We start from the raw sequence: 18,751 nt of genomic DNA, 5'->3' as shown, positions 1-18,751 counted from the left end.
GCTGGCGGTGCTGTTTTGTAACCCGCCCAATTGCGGCGGTAACGAAAGAGGATAAACCGTGTCCCGTACTATTATGCTGATCCCTACCGGAACCAGCGTCGGCCTGACCAGCGTCAGCCTTGGCGTTATCCGTGCTATGGAACGCAAAGGCGTTCGTCTGAGCGTCTTTAAGCCAATCGCCCAGCCACGTGCTGGTGGCGATGCGCCAGACCAGACCACCACTATCGTTCGCAAGAACTCCAATCTGCCAGCGGCTGAACCGCTGAAGATGAGCCACGTTGAGTCTCTGCTGTCCAGCAACCAGAAAGACGTGCTGATGGAAGAGATCATCGCTAACTACCATGCTAACGCGCAAGACGCGGAAGTGGTGCTGGTTGAAGGCCTGGTCCCGACGCGCAAACACCAGTTTGCCCAGTCTCTTAACTTTGAAATCGCGAAAACCCTGAACGCAGAGATCGTTTTCGTGATGTCTCAGGGCACCGACACCCCAGAGCAGCTGAACGAGCGTATCGAACTGACGCGCAGCAGCTTCGGCGGCGCGAAAAATACCAACATCACCGGCGTGATCGTGAACAAGCTGAACGCACCGGTGGATGAGCAGGGACGTACTCGCCCTGACCTGTCCGAGATTTTCGACGACTCTTCCAAAGCGAAAGTCATCAAAGTTGACCCGGCTAAGCTGCAGGAATCCAGCCCTCTGCCAGTACTGGGCGCGGTGCCATGGAGCTTCGATCTGATTGCAACCCGTGCAATCGATATGGCGCGTCACCTGAACGCTACCATCGTTAACGAAGGCGACATCAACACCCGCCGCGTGAAGTCCGTGACCTTCTGTGCGCGCAGCATTCCGCACATGCTGGAACACTTCCGCGCAGGTTCCCTGCTGGTAACCTCCGCAGACCGTCCTGACGTGCTGGTTGCCGCCTGCCTGGCCGCGATGAACGGCGTGGAAATCGGTGCGATCCTGCTGACCGGTGCCTACGAGATGGACCCACGCGTCAGCAAGCTGTGCGAACGCGCGTTTGCGACCGGCCTGCCGGTCTTCATGGTGAATACCAACACCTGGCAGACCTCCCTGAGCCTGCAGAGCTTCAACCTGGAAGTGCCGGTTGATGACCACGAGCGTATCGAGAAAGTTCAGGAATACGTTGCGGGCTACATCAACGCAGACTGGATCGAATCCCTGACTGCGACCTCCGAGCGCAGCCGCCGCCTGTCTCCTCCTGCATTCCGTTATCAGCTGACCGAGCTGGCGCGTAAAGCGGGCAAACGCGTTGTTCTGCCAGAAGGCGACGAACCACGTACCGTTAAAGCGGCTGCTATCTGTGCAGAGCGCGGCATCGCGACCTGCGTGCTGCTGGGTAACCCGGATGAGATCACCCGCGTTGCGGCCTCTCAGGGCGTTGAGCTGGGCGCTGGCATCGAAATCGTTGACCCTGAAGTGGTTCGCGAGAGCTACGTTGCCCGTCTGGTTGAGCTGCGTAAGAGCAAGGGTATGACCGAAGCCGTTGCGCGCGAACAGCTGGAAGACAACGTGGTGCTGGGCACGCTGATGCTTGAGCAGGACGAAGTTGACGGTCTGGTTTCCGGTGCGGTTCATACCACGGCGAACACCATCCGTCCACCGCTGCAGCTGATCAAAACCGCGCCAGGCAGCTCTCTGGTTTCTTCCGTGTTCTTCATGCTGCTGCCTGAACAGGTTTACGTTTACGGCGACTGCGCGATCAACCCGGATCCAACCGCAGAGCAGCTGGCAGAAATCGCTATCCAGTCCGCGGACTCCGCGATTGCCTTCGGTATCGAACCGCGCGTTGCGATGCTCTCCTACTCTACCGGTACCTCTGGTGCTGGTAGCGACGTAGAGAAAGTGCGTGAAGCGACCCGTCTGGCGCAGGAAAAACGTCCTGACCTGATGATCGACGGTCCGCTGCAGTACGACGCCGCCGTAATGGCCGACGTTGCGAAATCCAAAGCGCCAAACTCGCCGGTTGCAGGTCGCGCTACCGTGTTCATCTTCCCGGATCTGAACACCGGTAACACCACCTATAAAGCGGTGCAGCGTTCAGCAGACCTGATCTCCATCGGGCCAATGCTGCAGGGCATGCGCAAACCTGTGAACGACCTGTCTCGTGGCGCGCTGGTTGACGATATCGTCTACACCATCGCTCTGACCGCGATCCAGTCTTCGCAGCAGCAGTAATGTTAAAAAGCCCGGTGGCGCTAGCGCTTACCGGGCAACAAAAAGGCGACCACTTAACGGGTCGCCTTTTTTATTTACAGCAGCTCTCGCGCCGCCGATACAATGTCATGTGCCGTCAGGCCATACTCCTTCTGCAGGAAATCCTGTGTCCCCACCTGGCCGTAACGCTCCTTGACGCCCACCCGCCGCATCGGTACCGGGCAGGTTTCCACCAGGACTTCCGCCACCGCCGATCCCAGCCCGTTGTGAATGCTGTGGTTTTCACAGGTGACGATGCGACCGGTTTTCTCGGCGTAGTTTTTCACCAGCATCCGGTCGATGGGCTTCAGGGTAAACATGTCGATGACCGCCGCGCTGACCCCCTCCTGCTCAAGCTGGCGCGCCGCTTCCAGCGCTTCCGCCACCATGATGCCGTTGGCAATCAGAGTTATATCGGTTCCTTCGCGCAGCACGTTGCCTTTGCCAATAGTGAAGGTTGAGCCCGGGGCATATACGCTCGGCGCCTGCTTACGGATGGTGCGTACCCAGTAGAAGCCTTCGAGGTCGATAAGCTGGCGCAGCACGTCCTCAAACATCACCGCGTCGGTCACCTCCAGCACCACCGAATGCGCCAGACCGCGTACGATGCCCATATCCTCAAACGACATATGCGTCCCGCCGTTATGGCAGGCCGTCACGCCCGCATCCGAGGCAATTACCTTCACGTTGTTGCGCTGATAGTCCAGGGACATAAACAGCTGGTCGAAGCAGCGACGGCTGGCAAACGCGGTGAAGGTATGAACGAACGGTATACGCCCGGTAAGCGACAGCCCCGCCGCAGTGCCAATGACGTTGGCCTCCATAATGCCGCAGTTAATCACGTGCTGCGGATAATCGCGCGCCACGCCGTCCATCGCCATCGAGCTCATCAGATCCGCTTCCAGGGCGATAATCTCGCTTCCTGCCTCAATCTGCTTTGCCACGAAGCCCGCGTAGACCTTACGCATCTCAACGGCGTCTTTCTCTCCTGCCGGTGCAACCTTAATCATGTGAAGCCTCCAGTTGGCGAATCGTCTCGTTGAGGGCCGCTTTGCTCTCCGCGGTCAACCGCAGGTGGTGCGAGTTGCTGAGCTGTTCCAGGTACGGCACCCCCTGCCCTTTGATGCTGTCGAGGATGACGACTATCGGACGCGCGTCGGCAGCCGGGACCCGCGACGTCACCGCCAGCAGTCCCGGGATGTCGTCGCCCTTCACCGTCGCCACGTCAAAGCCAAAGGCGCGGAATTTCCCCTCCAGGTCGAACGCGCTGATAATTTCGTCCAGCTCGCCGTCGAGCTGCTGTTTGTTCCAGTCCACGAACACCGTCAGGTTGTTAAGGCGATGATGAGCGATAAACTGGAAGGCTTCCCAGCACTGCCCCTCGTTCAGCTCGCCGTCACCGACGATGCAGAAGACGCGGTTCGGTCGCCCCGCCAGCCTGTGCGAGAGCGCCATACCGCCGGCAATTGAGATCCCCTGCCCCAGCGAACCGGTGGTAGCGTCCACGCCGCGCGTTTTCAGACGGTCCGGGTGGCTTGGCAGGCGCGTGCCGTTCTGGTTCAGGGTGATCAGCTCTTCCACCGGGAAGTAGCCCTTGATCGCCAGCGTGCTGTAGAGCGCCGGGCCCGCATGGCCTTTCGACAGGACAAAATAGTCTCGCTCCGGCCAGTCCGGATCCGCCGGGTCGATTTTCATCACCGCGCCGTACAGCACGGCCAGGGTTTCAACCACCGACATACTGCCGCCATAGTGTCCAAAGCCCAGCTGCGTCAGGGATTTCAGCGTCTCAAGACGGATCTGACGCGCGAGTTCGGTTATCTCTTTCTCATTCATGATTTGGCTCCGGTGTTTTCCTGCGCGTTACCGCCCGCAGGTTTGTTTTTCGCGAAGACGTTGTACGCCACCAGCAGCGCGAACAACGCCACAACCAGTCCGGTGATGGCAAGCGGCGACAGGAAGCGCGCCAGGTTGCCGAGCACAATCCCGACCGCGCCAAAGTCGGCGTCCGAGAAGGTGGTGTTGGCAAAGCCAATGGCGCCCAGCACCGGCAGCAGCAGGACCGGCAGGAAGGTGATCAGCAGGCCGTTAGCAAAGGCGCCAATCATTGCCCCGCGGCGTCCGCCGGTGGCGTTACCAAACACGCCCGCCGTTGCGCCGGTGAAGAAGTGCGGCACCACGCCCGGGAGGATCAGCACCCAGCTAAACTGACCGCAGATCAACAACCCCACAATCCCGCCGAGGAAGCTGAACAGGAAGCCAATCAGCACCGCGTTTGGCGCATAGGGATACACCACCGGGCAGTCCAGCGCAGGACGCGCGTTCGGCACCAGTTTTTCCGAGAAGCCGGTAAAGGCCGGAACGATTTCCGCCAGAATCAGGCGCACGCCCTGCAGGATGATGAACACGCCCGCCGCAAAGGTGATCGCCATGATGATGGCGTAGACCAGGTAGTTCTGACCGCCGCTGAAGGTGGCCTCCACATACTCACGCCCGGCGCTCACCGCCAGGATGAGGTAGATAATCATCATGGTCAGGGAGATCGAGATCGAGCTGTCGCGCAGGAAGCTCAGGTTCTTCGGCAGGTTCATCTCTTCGGTTGAGCGGGAGCCTTTGCCAACCTTGCTGCCAATCCAGCCGGACAGCACGTAGCCCAGCGTGCCGAAGTGCCCGAAGGCAATCTCATCGTTGCCGGTAATGCGCTTCATGTAGCGCTGGGCAATCGCCGGGAAGAAGGCCATGATCAGGCCGAGGATCAGCGAGCCGGTAAACACCAGCCCCACGCCCTCAAAGCCCGCTACCGTCAGGATCACGCCAATCATGCACGCCATATAAAACGTGTGGTGCCCGGTCAGGAAGATGTACTTCAGGCGGGTAAAGCGCGCGACGATAATATTCGCCACCATGCCGAAGGCCATAATAAGCGCGGTCGCTGCACCGTATTTTTCCAGCGCAATTGACACAATCGCTTCATTGTTTGGAATAATGCCCTGAATCGTAAAGGCGTGCTCAAACATACCGCCCAAAGGATTTAATGACCCCACCAGCACCGTGGCACCGCCGCCCAGCACAATAAAGCCGAGAATGGTTTTAATCGTCCCTTTCACCACGTCCGAAAACGCTTTTTTCTGCGCAACCAGACCAATAAGCGCAATTAAGCCGACCAGCACCGAAGGGACTTTTAAAATATCAACAACGAAATTCAGCGTTTCAAGGATAAACATATCCACCTCGCCTTATCAGGGTTATTGTCTTTCGAACCAGGCGCGCAGCTGCGCTTCAAGTTCGTTGATGTCGATGATGTTGTTAATCACCACCAGCTGGCTTTCCGGCACGCTGGCGCTGGCCGCAATGTCTTTTGCCATCACGAACAGATCGGCTGCGCCCGGCGTGGCCGAGGAGAGATCGGAATGTTCAACCTCAGCCTCAATCTCCAGTTTTTTAAGCACCTTTTTAATATTCATTTCGACCATAAAACTGCTGCCCAGGCCGGAGCCGCAAATAGCCATGATTTTCATTGTTGTCCCCTTATTTTGAGTAGAGCACGCCCCATCACGCTGTCGCGTAATGTTGTGAATAATCGGATTAAAGAATTAAATCAGAAGCGGTCAATAACCGTTTTAATTTCCTCCAGGGTATTCGCCTGATGCAGTTTCTCCATATCCTCGTCGCTGGAAAATAATTCTGCGAGTGCGGATATCATTTCGATATGGCTATGTTTATCCGGTGCCGCGAGCATAATAATGACATCGACAGGGTCAAACTCACCGGCACCAAACGAGACGCCCTGTTTTAGTTTTAATAAAGACAACCCCAGTCCTTTGGCGCCTTCCTCCGGCCGCGCGTGCGGCATCGCCAGCCCTGGTGCCAGCACATAATAGGGTCCTAACGTGTGGTGCTGCTGGATGATGGCCGTGACGTATTCAGGCTCAATCACCTGCAAATCCAGAAGCGGCTTCGCGCACAGCTCCAGCGCCTGCGGCCAGTTTTCCACGCTGTCCTGCAGCGTGATGGTTGTATCATATATCCATTTTTTGAGCACTTTTCACTCCCGCTACACGCTAAAGATGAGCAAACTTTATTCAACACATCGCTGGATGACTGCGATCGGGATCACAAAGATAGCGCTACCAATGCTTAACATGCAGAAATGTGATAGCGCTATCAAATTGCGATCACGGTGCTAAATCACAGCAAAAAAAGGGATTTAAGGCGTATACTGCCTGTCACGTGAAGCGAAGGAAATGAAGAACGCGTCTGGTCAGCAGGAAGGTGTATGTCTCTAACCCGAAAACGGCGCAGTACCGGTAAAGTGACACTCGCCGATGTCGCACAGCTTGCCGGTGTGGGCACGATGACCGTGTCCCGTGCACTCCGCACGCCCGAACAGGTTTCCGATAAACTACGTGAAAAAATTGAAGCTGCCGTGCAGGAGCTGGGTTATATGCCTAATCTTGCCGCCAGCGCGCTGGCCTCGGCGTCGTCATGGACGATAGCCATGGTGGTGCCTAACCTCTCCGAAGCCGGATGCTCGGAGATGTTCGCCGGACTACAGCAGGTGCTACAGCCTGCCGGGTATCAGATCATGCTGGCTGAATCCCAGCATCGTCTTGAGCAGGAGGAGAAATTGCTGGAGACGCTGCTGGCATCGAATATTGCCGCCGCTATCCTGCTCAGCGTTGAACATACCGATACCGTTCGCCACTGGCTGAAAAACGCCTCTATTCCGGTGATGGAAATGGGTGCCATGCGCGCCGACCCGATTGATATGAATATCGGGATTGATAACGTAGCGGCCATGTATGAACTTACGGAAATGGTGATTAAGCGCGGCTACCAAAATATTGGCCTGCTTTGCGCCAACCAGGAGCAGTGGATTTTCCAGCAGCATTTGCAGGGCTGGTACAAAGCCATGCTTCGCCACCATATGTCGCCGAACCGGGTGATTAACGCGGCGATGCCGCCGAGCTTCTCGACCGGCGCGGCACAGCTGCCAGAATTCCTGCTGGCGTGGCCGGAGCTGGATGCGCTGGTATGCGTCTCAGACGAGCTGGCCTGCGGGGCGCTGTACGAGTGCCAGCGCAGGCGAATCAAGGTGCCGGACGATCTGGCGGTGGTAGGCTTTGGCGATAGCGATGTGAGCCGCGTCTGTCAGCCGCCGCTGACGACGATGGCGGTGCCGCATCGTAAGATTGGAATTGAAGCCGGGAAAGCGCTACTGGAGCGTCTGAATGACGGGGACTGGCGCGATCAAAAGCCCATCGCGTCCAGTCTTTGTCTGAGAGAGAGTTGCTGACGCTTACTCAGCTTCTTCCTCTTTCTCTGATTTGGTCGATTCGTTTTTGGCGTTGCGGGTCATCCACAGCGCCAGCGCTTTTAACGAATCCGGCGTGAACTCGTCGCAGCGCGCGGTGATCTCTTCCGGCGTCATCCAGCTGACTTCACTCACCTCTTCTTCCTGCAGAGCGAACGGGCCGTGGGAGACGCAGCTAAACAGCCCGCCCCAGACGCGGCAGTTTTCGTCTTCGAAATAGAACTGACCGTGCTCGGCAAACGGCACACCGGCGATGCCTAACTCTTCTTCTGCTTCGCGACGTGCGGAATCCAGCAGCACTTCATCTGCCTGAACAACACCGCCAGCGGTGGCATCCAGCATACCCGGGAGAAAATCTTTGGTGTCCGTGCGGCGCTGGACCAGAATTTTGCCCATCCCGTCGTGCACAACGATGTACGTTGCGCGGTGGCGCAGACGCTCCGCACGCATTTGTTCGCGGCTGGCCTGCGCGATCACTTCATTCTCTTCGCTGACAATGTCAACCCACTCTGTACTTGCCAAATGACTCTGCTCCACCATCGGGAAACCTTCTCTTCTAAGCGCTCTTTCGGCGCGTTTGCAGTTGAGGTGTAACTTACGGATTAATCGCTACCTGCGCAATAACTTGCTGATCATTAAGTGCGATAACGCTCAGGGTATTTCCATCCAGCATGCCATAGCTCGCAGGATAACCGCCTTTCGGTATGCTGACCGAACCCGGATTGAAGTGATAAATCTCACCGCGTTTTTCAGCAACCGGAATATGAGTATGACCGTAAACCAGGACATCGCCAGCCGCGAGCGCCGGGAGATTATCCGGGCTAAAAAGATGCCCGTGCGTCAGGAACAGGCGGCTTTGTTCCAGCAGCACCTGTTGCCATGGCGCGGTAAGGGGAAAATGCAGCAGCTTCTGGTCCACCTCGCTGTCGCAGTTGCCGCGAACGGCAATGATGCGCGAGGCGTACGGGTTGAGCTTTTCCGCGACCTGCGCCGGGGCGTAGCCCTCCGGCAGCGCGTTGCGCGGGCCGTGGTTGAGGACATCCCCCAGAATAATCAGCCACTGCGCGCCGCTTTGTGCAAACAGGGAAAGAACACGCTCGGTAGCGGGCAGCGATCCATGGATATCCGACGCAAACATCAGTTTCATCAGTCACTCCTCGGGAAAACAGACTGCCCCCATCATACCTGAAGCGTCAGGGCTTATCAGCCCGCGCGCCTGGCAGATAGTGCCACATAGCGCTGCACGGAGGCGCGCTGCCACTGAAACGCGGCATAATCCACCAGCAGCTGCGGCACCTCATCGCCGTTGAGGATCAGGCGGTTTAGCATCAACGCCAGATCGGCGTCGGCGATGCACCACTCGCCGAACAGGTTCGGGTTGCCGTGTGCGAGGAGCGAGGTGGCGGTTTCAATCAATTTTTGCGCGCTTTCACGGCCTTCTGCGCTGAGCGCTGGCTTTTTGACCCCGGCAAACACGACATCAGTTGAGCGTTCCACGCGAATCGGCACCAGATCGCTCCGCAGCCACGCCTGGATCTGCCGCGCCCGCGCGCGTTTTTGCAGATCGTGAGGATAAATGCGCTCCCACTCAGGCGGCGCGAACCGATCTTCCAGATATTCATCGATCGCCGACGATTCGCTCAGGGCAAAACCGTCGATCTCCAGCACCGGCACGCGTCGGGTCAGGTCGTAGCCCTGCCACTGCGGTTTGAGATGTTCACCGCCGTCAAGATCAACGGTCTTCAGCGTAAAAGTGAGCCCTTTTTCGGCCAGCGCAACGTATACGCTCATGACATAGGGAGAAAAGAAATTCGCATCGGACCACAACGTGATTACGGGCTGGTTCATAACATCCTCATCGGCTGATCGGTTTTTTACTCAACATATAATCTCTTTGCCCCGCTGTCACTTGATGAAAACTCACGATTTACAACAACCACCTATACTCATTTGTCATGGCACCACTATTCGCATGGACAGGAGTTGAGAATGATCGACCTTTATTACGCCCCTACCCCAAACGGCCATAAGATCACCCTTTTTCTTGAAGAAGCCGAGCTGGATTACAGGATCATTCGCGTGGATATCAGCAAAGGCGATCAGTTCAGCCCTCTCTTTCTGGCTATCTCGCCGAATAATAAAATCCCGGCCATTATTGATAACCACCCGGCAGACGGGGGCAGGCCGCTGAGCCTGTTTGAGTCCGGTGAGATTTTGCTCTATCTGGCGGAGAAAACCGGCAAACTGCTGAGCGGCGAACTGCGCGAGCGTCACCATACCCTGCAATGGCTCTTCTGGCAGGCGAGCGGACTGGGGCCCATGCTGGGGCAAAATCATCATTTTACCGCTTACGCCCCGCAGCCCATTCCTTATGCAATAGAACGCTATCAGGTTGAGACTCAACGGCTCTATGACGTTCTGAACCGTCGGCTGGAGAAAACGCCGTGGCTCGGGGGCGATCATTACAGTATTGCCGACATCGCCTGCTGGCCGTGGGTGAATACGCATGAAAAACACCGAATTGACCTGGCCGCTTACCCGGCGGTGAACAACTGGTTTGAGCGCATACGAACCCGCCCGGCCACCGAGCGAGCGATGCAAAAAATCCAGCAGATTTAACCCTCTATGAGGCTGGGTGCCCGCGAGCCTCTCATGTATGATGAGCAGGAAATACTGACACGGAGAAGACCTGCAATGTCACAGCCAGACGCTATTATTCGCATAAAAAATTTACGCTTGCGCACCTTCATCGGCATCAAAGAGGAAGAGATCGCCAACCGTCAGGATATTGTCATTAACGTGGTAATTCACTATCCCGCAGACAAAGCGCGGGCCAGCGAAGACATCAACGACGCGCTGAACTACCGCACAATTACCAAAAACATCATTCAGTACGTGGAGAATAACCGCTTCTCTCTGCTGGAAAAATTAACTCAGGATGTGCTCGATATCGCACGCGAACATCACTGGGTCACTTATGCTGAAGTTGAGATCGATAAACTTCACGCCCTGCGCTACGCCGATTCCGTCTCCATGACGCTAAGCTGGCGACGCCAGGCGTAACCCTGGAGGTTGTATGAAGATTTTGCTGACCGGCGGCACGGGCCTTATTGGTCGTCACCTCATTGCGCGTCTGCAGGCCTTGCATCACGACATTACCGTGGTCACGCGCAGCCCGGAGAAAGCGCGCCAGGTGCTCGGGGCGGGTATCGATATCTGGAAAAATCTGGCCGAGCAGCAAAATCTGGACGGCTTCGACGCCGTCATTAACCTCGCGGGGGAACCCATCGCCGATAAGCGCTGGACGGAAGAGCAAAAACAGCTGTTATGCAGCAGCCGGTGGAACATCACCGAAAAGCTGGTCGAGCTGATCCGCAATAGCCACACGCCGCCTTCGGTGCTGATTTCGGGTTCAGCCGTGGGCTATTACGGCGATCTCGGCGAGGTGGTGGTGACCGAGGAAGAGCCGCCGCATAACGAGTTTACCCATAAGCTCTGCGCCCAGTGGGAGCGTATCGCCTGCGCGGCGCAGAGCGATCGCACCCGCGTCTGCCTGTTGCGGACCGGCGTCGTGCTTGCGCCGAAGGGCGGCATTCTGGCGAAGATGCTTCCCCCTTTCCGGCTTGGACTCGGTGGGCCGATCGGTAATGGCCGTCAGTATCTGGCCTGGATCCATATCGACGATATGGTCAACGGTATTCTCTGGCTGCTGGATAACGATCTGCGCGGGCCGTTTAACATGGTTGCGCCGTATCCGGTGCGTAACGAACAGTTTGCCCACGCGCTGGGGCATGCCCTGCACCGCCCGGCGATATTGCGCGTGCCTGCCACGGTCATTCGCCTGATGATGGGTGAAGCGTCTGTGCTGGTATTAGGCGGACAGCGGGCGCAGCCAAAACGGCTGGAAGCGGCCGGCTTTGCGTTCCGCTGGTATGAATTAGAAGAGGCGCTGGGGGATGTGGTGCGGTGAATATGTTACAGTGACAGGCCATGTTCCGAAGATATGGCGTAACAATGGCAACGATCACCACTCCCCGGCTTCACCTCACCCCTTTCGAACCCACTGACTGGGCCTTCTTCCGCTCGCTGCGTGAAGATCGCCGCATCATGCGCTACATGGCCGCCATCGCGCCGGAAAAAGAGACCCGCCGCGTGTTTGCCGCTCGGCTCACTGCTGCCCATGTGTTTGTTATTCGCTTGCGGGATGATGATACGCCGCTTGGCGATATCGGCCTGCAAATCAGCCCTGAGAATCGTGAAGAGGCCGATATCGGCTACACGGTTGTGCCTGCCGCGCAGGGAAAAGGGATTGCCAGCGAGGCGCTGCGCGCGGTGTGCGATTACGCGTTTAACAAGACCAGCGTAAAAGCGATTAACGCATATGTGCTGGCGGATAATGGCGGTTCGGTGCGGGTGCTGGAGAAAGCCGGGTTTGTGCGCACGCAGGTGCTGGAAAAGGCGTATGAAATTGACGGCGTGCGCTATGACGACTGGGTGTATCGGTTGGAGTGCGGTGCGGCCTGATGCCCTCACCCCAACCCTCTCCCACAGGGAGAGGGAGAACACCCAGCCAGTAGGCCCGGTAAGCGAAGCGCCACCGGGCGATTGGGCTGCACTGCGGTCTGATGCCCTCACCCCGCCCCTCTCCCACAGGGAGAGGGGGAAAGGTAAAACCTACTTCAACGACCCTTTCAGGAACTGCTGCAGGCGCGGGCTTTGCGGGTTCGCCAGCACCTCGTCCGGGTGGCCCTGCTCTTCAATTTTCCCCTGATGCAGGAAGATAACGTGGTTCGAGACGTTACGGGCGAAGCCCATCTCGTGCGTCACCACCACCATCGTTTTGCCCTCTTCGGCCAGCTTCTGCATGATGCGCAGCACTTCGCCAACGAGTTCAGGGTCCAGCGCGGAAGTCGGTTCGTCAAACAGCAGCACTTCGGGCTCCATCGCCAGCGCGCGCGCGATGGAGACGCGCTGCTGCTGACCGCCGGAGAGATGTACCGGGTATTTCATCTGCTGGCGCTCGTCGATACCCACTTTCGCCAGGTATTTCACCGCGCGCTCGCGGGCTTCCTGCTTGCTCAGGCCCAGCACCTGAATCGGTGCTTCCATCACGTTCTCCAGCACCGTCATGTGGCTCCAGAGGTTGAAGTGCTGGAACACCATCGTCAGGCGCGTACGCAGCAGGCGCAGCTGGTGCTTATCCGCGACCTTCAGCTGGCCGTCTTTGTCACGGACCAGGTTAATATTCTGCCCGCTCACCACAATCGAGCCTTCGCTCGGTTTTTCGAGGAAGTTAATGCAGCGCAGGAAGGTACTTTTACCCGAGCCGGATGAGCCGATAATACTGATCACGTCGCCCGCATTCGCCTGCAGCGACACCCCTTTCAGCACTTCATGTTCGCCGTAGCGTTTGTGCAAATCAATAACGTTTAATTTGTTCTCAGCCATCATCTTTCTCAGTGCGTCGAAGAAGGTTTTATATGCTGCAACCAGCGTTTTTCAGCCTTACGGAACAGGCTAATCAGAACATAAGAGATAATTAAATAGAGCACCGCCGCAATGCCAAACGCGGTAAACGGCTGATAGGTCGCGGAGTTAATATCGCGCGCGATTTTGAGCAGATCCGGCACCGTCGCGGTAAAGGCGAGCGCGGTGGAGTGCAGCATCAAAATCACTTCGTTACTGTACGCCGGTAACGCGATACGCAGTGCCGACGGCAGAATAATGCAGCGATAAAGTTTCACCGAGGAAAAGCCGTACGCGCGCGCCGCTTCAATCTCACCGTAAGGGACAGAGCGAATTGCCCCGGCGAAAATCTCGGTGGTGTAGGCGCAGGTGTTGAGCGTCAACGCCAGCACCGTACAGTTCAGGCCGCTGCGGAAGAACGCATTCAGCATCTCAGTGCCTTTTACGATCTCAAGCGTATACATTCCCGAATAGAACACCAGCAGCTGCACGTACAGCGGCGTACCGCGAAACACGTAGGTAAACAACCAGATCGGGAACTGGATAAATTTATTGTTCGACACGCGGCCAATAGCAAGAAACACCGCCAGAATGCCGCCCATCACCACGGAGGAGATCAGCAGCCAGAGCGTAATCGCCACGCCGGTAAAGCGGTAGCCATCCGTCCACAGCAGCGATTTCCAGTATTCCTGAATAATCTCAATCACAGGTCAGCCCTCTTCACACCCACGGAGTAGCGACGCTCGAGCAGAAGCAGCACACCATTGGAGACGGTCGTAAAGACCAGATAAATCACGCCACAGACCACCGCAAAGTAGAACGGCTCCCAGGTGCTCTTACCCGCCAGCTGAGTCGCTTTCACGACGTCTTCCAGACCGAGCAGCGAGACCAGCGCGGTGGCTTTGAGGATAACCTGCCAGTTGTTGCCGATGCCCGGCAGCGCATAGCGCATCATGGCCGGGAACATAATCCGACGAAACGTTTGTGAAGAGGTAAAACCAAATGCGGTTGCCGCCTCAATGTGGCCTTTCGGCACGGCCATGTAAGCGCCGCGGAAGGTTTCAGTGAAGTAGGCACCGTAGATAAAACCGAGGGTAATAATACCGGCCACCATCGGGTCGATATCAATTTGTCCCATGCCCATCGCGTCCGTTACGCTGTTAAGCGCAATCTGCAGACCGTAAAAGATAAGCAGCATCAGCACCAGATCGGGAACGCCGCGAATAAGCGTGGTGTAGCCTTCAAATATGAGCGCCAGCGGTTTGTTAGCTGAAAGCTTCGCCCCTGCGCCCGCCAGACCTATCAGCACCGCCAGCACCACGGAGCTGATAGCCAGCTCAAGGGTGACAAGCGCGCCCTGTAAAATAACGCCAGAAAATCCGTACAGCATACCGCGAGCCCTGTCGTATCGTGAGTGGTGGAACCGTGTCTTTTCCCCTCCCGCATCGGGAGGGGCCGCACGTTATTTGACGGGGCGATTAGCCGCCGTAAACATTAAAATCAAAGTACTTTTTCGCCAGCTTGTCGTAGGTGCCGTCAGCGCGCATTTCAGCAAACGCTTTGTTCAGCGCCTCACGCAGCTCGTTGTCTTCTTTGCGAAGGCCCATGCCGGTGCCCACACCAAACAACTTCACGTCCTTAATGGACGGGCCGCCAAACTTGTAATCTTTACCCACCGGCGTTTTCAGGAAGCCTTCGCTTGCCGCGACTTCATCCTGGAATGCCGCATCAATTCGGCCTGCCGTCAGGTCAGCGTAGATATTTTCCTGGCCCTGATAGGAGACGATTTCAATCCCCTTCGGCGCCCAATGTTCGTTGCCGTAGGTTTCCTGCGTGGTGCCCTGCAGCACGCCGACGCGTTTGCCTTTCAGGGACTCCAGCGTTGGCTGAATGTCAGAAGCTTTAGCCACCACCAGACGAGAATCGGCCGCGTAGAGTTTGTCGGTGAAGGCAATCTCCTGCTGGCGTTTTTCGGTGATGGAGAGCGAGGACATAATCACGTCGATTTTTTTCGCTTTCAGGGACGGGATCAGCGCATCCAGCGGGTTCTCAACGTAGGTACACTGTGCTTTGATGCGTTTGCATAGCTCATTGGCCAGATCGATGTCAAAACCGACCAGTTCACCCTTTGAATTCTTCGATTCGAACGGCGCATAGGTTGGATCGGTACCAATCCGAATTTTCTGCGGAATGGCTGCGAATGCCGCGGTGGCGCTGGAAAAGGCCAGTACCAGAGATAGTGACAACACGAGTTTTTTCATATTTGTCCTCAACAAACTGTCTTCATACGGGATTTTTACGACGACGGGGTGGTGCTAATGTGCCATTAATCCCCTCTTTCAGGCAAAGACTAATGCCCTTCAGTCGGGAATTTTTGCATTATAAATGCGTAAGTATGCACAAAGTGATCCAATACGGTGCAACAAATGCACCGCATTGGGTCAACCGCTCCCGCAACGCACCTTTGCAGTGCGTTAGCGTCAGGCATTATTCACCGTATACGTTGAAGTCGAAGTATTTCTTCGCCAGTTTGTCGTAAGTACCGTCTTTACGCAGCTCTGCAAAGGCTTTGTCAAAGGCGGCTTTCAGCTCGGTATCATCCTTACGCAGGCCAACACCGGTGCCGTCACCAAAGTATTTTTTGTCTTTTACCGACGGGCCCGCAAACGCATAGTCTTTACCCGCAGGCTGTTTCAGGAAGCCTTCGCTCGCGGCGACTTCATCCTGGAATGCCGCATCCAGACGGCCTGCGGCCAGGTCAGAGTAAATAAGATCCTGGTTCTGGTAAGCCACCACGTCTACGCCCTTCTCACGCCAGGTCGCATTGGCATAACCTTCCTGCGTCGACCCCTGAAGCACGCCAACATGCTTGCCTTTCAGCGAGTCGATGGTGGGCTTAATCGGGGAGCCTTTCGGCGCAATCAGGCGAGAATCCGCGGCGTAGAGCTTGTCAGAGAAGGCAATCTCCTGCTGGCGTTTTTCGGTGATGGAAAGAGAAGAGATAATGGCGTCGATTTTCTTGGCTTTCAGCGACGGGATTAACGCGTCAAAGTCGCTGCCCACCCATGTGCATTTCACCGCAATGCGTTTGCACATTTCATTTCCCAGATCGATATCAAACCCCACGAAATCGCCTTTCGCATCCTTGGAAGAGAATGGCGCGTAGGTTGCGTCTGTACCGATACGAACCGTCTGTGGAAGCGCTGCGTAGCTACCTGCTGCCGCACTTAACCCCACGAGCAAAGACAGAGCCAGAACCGTCTTCTTCATACATTTACCCTCAAGTACCGTGATTTTATTATGTATTGTGTTGTGTGTTGTGTTGCAGGCTTCATCTTGCAGGTCTTATGCCACATTGCCGTCTGGTCAAAACTTCGACGTTAAATATGTTAATAAAACGTTGCGATATTGCCTTAATGGTGAAAGATAGCAGGTCTGCCGAACGAACCGGAAAGAGAAAAAGGGAAAAAACGAATTAAATGTCGAGGATATGATCGCCGTTGCATAATTGCCCTGAAACAGGGCAACGTCTCTTTTCATGCACTCTGTTTGTGCACAGAATCAGGCCCCTTGCCAGCGGGTGAAGAGATCTTCGGGCAGGTCGATGTCAAACTGATCCAGCACGCGGTTAACGGTCTGATTAATCACGTCATCCAGCGAGGTCGGGCGATGATAAAACGCCGGAACCGGCGGCATGATGATGGCCCCAAGCTCGGCGGCCTGGGTCATTAAACGCAGATGACCGAGATGCAGCGGCGTTTCCCGCACGCAGAGCACAAGAGGACGACGCTCCTTCAGCACCACATCCGCCGCGCGCGTCACCAGGGTGTCGGTATAGCTGTTCACAATGCCGGAGAGCGTTTTAATTGAACAGGGCAGGATAACCATGCCGGCCGTTTTAAACGAGCCTGAGGAGATGCTGGCGGCGATATCACGGGCATCGTGAACCACGTCCGCCAGTGCCTGAACATCGCGCAGGGAGAGATCGGTTTCCAGAGAGAGGGTCTGCCGCGCCGCCTGGCTCATCACCAAATGGGTCTCGACTTCCGCCACGTTACGCAGAACCTGTAACAGACGTACGCCGTAGATCGCGCCGCTGGCGCCGCTGAGCCCAACAATGAGTCGTTTCATGATTTTCGCCCTTACTGATTTCAGGGCAGACTGTGCAGGATTTTGCGGGGAGTTGCAAGTGAGGGCATTCGCCCTCACCTGCCGGAGCATCAACCTTCGTTGTGCATCTCTAAGCTTTCAAGATCGTTCTGCATCTGAACGGCTTTCGCATCGTCGTTGCGCAGAGAATCAAGATAGTCGAGGTACTGCTGGTCAACGTCTTTGGTCACGTAAATACCGTTGAACACGGAGCATTCAAACTGCTGAATTTCCGGGTTCTCGGCACGCACCGCGTCGATGAGATCGTTCAGATCCTGGAAAATCAGGCCGTCGGCACCGATGATCTGGCGAATTTCATCCACTTCACGGCCGTGAGCGATCAGCTCGTTGGCGGTTGGCATATCGATGCCGTACACGTTCGGGAAGCGAATCTCTGGCGCAGCAGAGGCCAGGTAGACTTTCTTCGCACCCGCTTCGCGCGCCATCTCGATAATCTGCTCAGAGGTGGTGCCGCGAACGATGGAGTCATCCACCAGCAGAACGTTCTTGTCGCGGAATTCCGCGCGGTTGGCGTTCAGCTTGCGGCGCACGGACTTACGGCGCAGGTGCTGGCCCGGCATGATAAAGGTGCGGCCAACGTAGCGGTTCTTCACGAAGCCCTGACGGTATGGCTTGTCCAGAATGCGGGCGATCTCCAGCGCGATATCGCAGGAGGTTTCCGGGATAGGAATAACCACGTCGATGTCGAGATCGTCCCACTCGCGGGCAATCTTCTCGCCCAGCTTGGTGCCCATGTTGACGCGCGCGCTGTAGACGGAAATCTTGTCGATGAAGGAATCCGGGCGGGCAAAGTAAACGTATTCAAACAGGCACGGGTTGCTGACCGGGTTATCGGCACACTGGCGGGTAAACAGCTGGCCCTTCTCGGTGATATAGACCGCTTCGCCCGGCGCAACGTCACGCAGGAACTCAAAGCCCAGGGTATCCAGCGCCACGCTCTCAGAGGCAACCATATATTCGGTACGGCCATCGCCAAGGTCGCGCTTGCCGAGCACCAGGGGACGAATGCCGTTTGGATCGCGGAAGGCGACCATGCCGTGACCGATGATCATCGCTACGCAGGCGTACGCGCCGCGGATCTGGCGGTTGGTCGCGGCAATCGCAGCAAAGATGTTGTCTGCTTCCAGCGGGTAGTGACGGAAGTTATCCAGCTCGCTGGCGAACACATTGAGCAGAATTTCAGAATCAGAGGTGGTGTTAATGTGGCGACGTTTCTCTTCGAACAGCTTTTTACGCAGCTCATGCGCGTTGGTCAGGTTGCCGTTATGAGCAAGGGTGATGCCATACGGTGAGTTGACGTAGAAAGGCTGTGCCTCAGAGGCGCTGGAACTGCCAGCAGTAGGATAACGAACGTGACCGATCCCCATATTACCTTGCAGACGCTGCATATGGCGGGCTTCAAACACATCGTTTACCAGGCCATTCGCCTTGCGTAAACGGAAGCAGTTGTTTGCATCAATGGTGATGATACCCGCAGCATCCTGCCCACGGTGCTGAAGCACCGTTAACGCGTCATAAATCGACTGGTTTACCGGCATGAAACCGGCGATACCGACAATACCGCACATTCGTCTTTTCCTCGTTAA

The 18,751-nt window shown here is 56.5% G+C and carries 21 protein-coding genes; 6 read left to right on the top strand and 15 right to left on the bottom strand.

Features of this window, described 5'->3' with window-relative positions; translation table 11 throughout:
- Positions 1-58: 58 nt before the first annotated feature.
- The gene (pta, locus tag AC27FC_RS00320) at positions 59-2,200 is read left to right on the top strand and encodes a phosphate acetyltransferase (RefSeq protein WP_023312545.1); all 2,142 of its coding nucleotides are present in this window, start codon (positions 59-61) and stop codon (positions 2,198-2,200) included.
- Positions 2,201-2,274: 74 nt separating this feature from the next.
- Here the strand turns inward: pta and AC27FC_RS00315 are convergent, their stop codons facing one another.
- From AC27FC_RS00315 to AC27FC_RS00295, 5 genes are all read right to left on the bottom strand, one after another.
- Complete coding sequence (locus tag AC27FC_RS00315) at positions 2,275-3,228, bottom strand: transketolase family protein (protein ID WP_033146082.1); 954 nt, start codon at positions 3,226-3,228, stop codon at positions 2,275-2,277.
- Positions 3,221-4,051 carry a transketolase gene (locus AC27FC_RS00310; protein ID WP_182383834.1) on the bottom strand — a complete coding sequence of 277 codons (831 nt, stop codon included), beginning with the start codon at positions 4,049-4,051 and terminating at the stop codon, positions 3,221-3,223. Before AC27FC_RS00310 ends, AC27FC_RS00315 begins: the two co-directional genes overlap by 8 nt.
- Positions 4,048-5,439 (bottom strand): PTS ascorbate transporter subunit IIC, encoded by a 1,392-nt coding sequence (locus AC27FC_RS00305; protein WP_032659183.1) that lies wholly within the window; start codon positions 5,437-5,439, stop codon positions 4,048-4,050. Before AC27FC_RS00305 ends, AC27FC_RS00310 begins: the two co-directional genes overlap by 4 nt.
- A gap of 21 nt (positions 5,440-5,460) precedes the next feature.
- Positions 5,461-5,733 carry a PTS sugar transporter subunit IIB gene (locus AC27FC_RS00300; protein ID WP_003861447.1) on the bottom strand — a complete coding sequence of 91 codons (273 nt, stop codon included), beginning with the start codon at positions 5,731-5,733 and terminating at the stop codon, positions 5,461-5,463.
- Positions 5,734-5,813: 80 nt separating this feature from the next.
- The gene (locus AC27FC_RS00295; RefSeq protein ID WP_033146084.1) at positions 5,814-6,257 is read right to left on the bottom strand and encodes a PTS sugar transporter subunit IIA; all 444 of its coding nucleotides are present in this window, start codon (positions 6,255-6,257) and stop codon (positions 5,814-5,816) included.
- A gap of 234 nt (positions 6,258-6,491) precedes the next feature.
- Between AC27FC_RS00295 and AC27FC_RS00290 the strand changes: the two genes are divergently transcribed.
- Positions 6,492-7,511 carry a LacI family DNA-binding transcriptional regulator gene (locus AC27FC_RS00290; RefSeq protein WP_029741925.1) on the top strand — a complete coding sequence of 340 codons (1,020 nt, stop codon included), beginning with the start codon at positions 6,492-6,494 and terminating at the stop codon, positions 7,509-7,511.
- A 3-nt stretch (positions 7,512-7,514) separates the two neighbouring features.
- Here the strand turns inward: AC27FC_RS00290 and yfcD are convergent, their stop codons facing one another.
- Genes yfcD through yfcF form a run of 3 tightly spaced genes read right to left on the bottom strand, consistent with a single transcriptional unit; the run spans position 7,515 to position 9,377 of the window.
- On the bottom strand, positions 7,515-8,069 hold the full coding sequence (gene yfcD, locus AC27FC_RS00285; protein WP_023312551.1) for an NUDIX hydrolase YfcD: 555 nt from the start codon (positions 8,067-8,069) through the stop codon (positions 7,515-7,517).
- A 55-nt stretch (positions 8,070-8,124) separates the two neighbouring features.
- Positions 8,125-8,676: a phosphodiesterase gene (gene yfcE, locus AC27FC_RS00280; protein WP_196354933.1), complete on the bottom strand. Its 552-nt coding sequence runs from the start codon at positions 8,674-8,676 to the stop codon at positions 8,125-8,127.
- Positions 8,677-8,732: 56 nt separating this feature from the next.
- A complete protein-coding gene (gene yfcF / locus AC27FC_RS00275) occupies positions 8,733-9,377 on the bottom strand; it encodes a glutathione transferase (protein WP_023312553.1) in 645 nt (214 codons plus the stop codon).
- 141 nt (positions 9,378-9,518) lie between these two features.
- Here yfcF and yfcG point away from each other — a divergent pair, with 141 nt between their 5' ends.
- The 4 genes from yfcG (at position 9,519) to AC27FC_RS00255 (ending at position 12,053) form a co-directional block, all read left to right on the top strand.
- Positions 9,519-10,148: a GSH-dependent disulfide bond oxidoreductase gene (gene yfcG, locus AC27FC_RS00270; RefSeq protein ID WP_033146088.1), complete on the top strand. Its 630-nt coding sequence runs from the start codon at positions 9,519-9,521 to the stop codon at positions 10,146-10,148.
- Between the two features lie 75 nt (positions 10,149-10,223).
- Positions 10,224-10,592, top strand: a complete 369-nt coding sequence (folX, locus tag AC27FC_RS00265) for a dihydroneopterin triphosphate 2'-epimerase (protein WP_023312555.1) — start codon at positions 10,224-10,226, stop codon at positions 10,590-10,592.
- Positions 10,593-10,605: 13 nt separating this feature from the next.
- Positions 10,606-11,499: a TIGR01777 family oxidoreductase gene (locus AC27FC_RS00260; protein ID WP_196354934.1), complete on the top strand. Its 894-nt coding sequence runs from the start codon at positions 10,606-10,608 to the stop codon at positions 11,497-11,499.
- A 44-nt stretch (positions 11,500-11,543) separates the two neighbouring features.
- Positions 11,544-12,053 carry a GNAT family N-acetyltransferase gene (locus tag AC27FC_RS00255; RefSeq protein WP_094934245.1) on the top strand — a complete coding sequence of 170 codons (510 nt, stop codon included), beginning with the start codon at positions 11,544-11,546 and terminating at the stop codon, positions 12,051-12,053.
- A 150-nt stretch (positions 12,054-12,203) separates the two neighbouring features.
- On the opposite strand, the gene hisP is transcribed toward AC27FC_RS00255, so the two are convergent.
- From hisP to purF, 7 genes are all read right to left on the bottom strand, one after another.
- Positions 12,204-12,977 carry a histidine ABC transporter ATP-binding protein HisP gene (gene hisP, locus AC27FC_RS00250; protein ID WP_023312558.1) on the bottom strand — a complete coding sequence of 258 codons (774 nt, stop codon included), beginning with the start codon at positions 12,975-12,977 and terminating at the stop codon, positions 12,204-12,206.
- An 8-nt stretch (positions 12,978-12,985) separates the two neighbouring features.
- The gene (locus AC27FC_RS00245; RefSeq protein ID WP_008502590.1) at positions 12,986-13,702 is read right to left on the bottom strand and encodes an ABC transporter permease; all 717 of its coding nucleotides are present in this window, start codon (positions 13,700-13,702) and stop codon (positions 12,986-12,988) included.
- Positions 13,699-14,385, bottom strand: coding sequence for a histidine ABC transporter permease HisQ (locus tag AC27FC_RS00240; RefSeq protein ID WP_014832782.1), 687 nt, complete (start codon positions 14,383-14,385; stop codon positions 13,699-13,701). The genes AC27FC_RS00245 and AC27FC_RS00240 overlap by 4 nt, the downstream gene beginning before the upstream one ends.
- Positions 14,386-14,473: 88 nt before the next feature.
- On the bottom strand, positions 14,474-15,256 hold the full coding sequence (gene hisJ, locus AC27FC_RS00235; protein ID WP_023336423.1) for a histidine ABC transporter substrate-binding protein HisJ: 783 nt from the start codon (positions 15,254-15,256) through the stop codon (positions 14,474-14,476).
- 226 nt (positions 15,257-15,482) lie between these two features.
- Entirely contained in the window at positions 15,483-16,265 is a 783-nt protein-coding gene (gene argT, locus AC27FC_RS00230; protein WP_196354936.1) for a lysine/arginine/ornithine ABC transporter substrate-binding protein ArgT, read from the bottom strand.
- Between the two features lie 291 nt (positions 16,266-16,556).
- Entirely contained in the window at positions 16,557-17,126 is a 570-nt protein-coding gene (locus AC27FC_RS00225; RefSeq protein ID WP_029740194.1) for a UbiX family flavin prenyltransferase, read from the bottom strand.
- Positions 17,127-17,215: 89 nt separating this feature from the next.
- Positions 17,216-18,733 (bottom strand): amidophosphoribosyltransferase, encoded by a 1,518-nt coding sequence (purF, locus tag AC27FC_RS00220; protein WP_024908947.1) that lies wholly within the window; start codon positions 18,731-18,733, stop codon positions 17,216-17,218.
- Positions 18,734-18,751 lie beyond the last annotated feature (18 nt).

It is taken from the genome of Enterobacter sp. C3_dUdeg (genome assembly GCF_057536195.1).
This window is presented reverse-complemented; position numbering and strand designations above follow the sequence as displayed.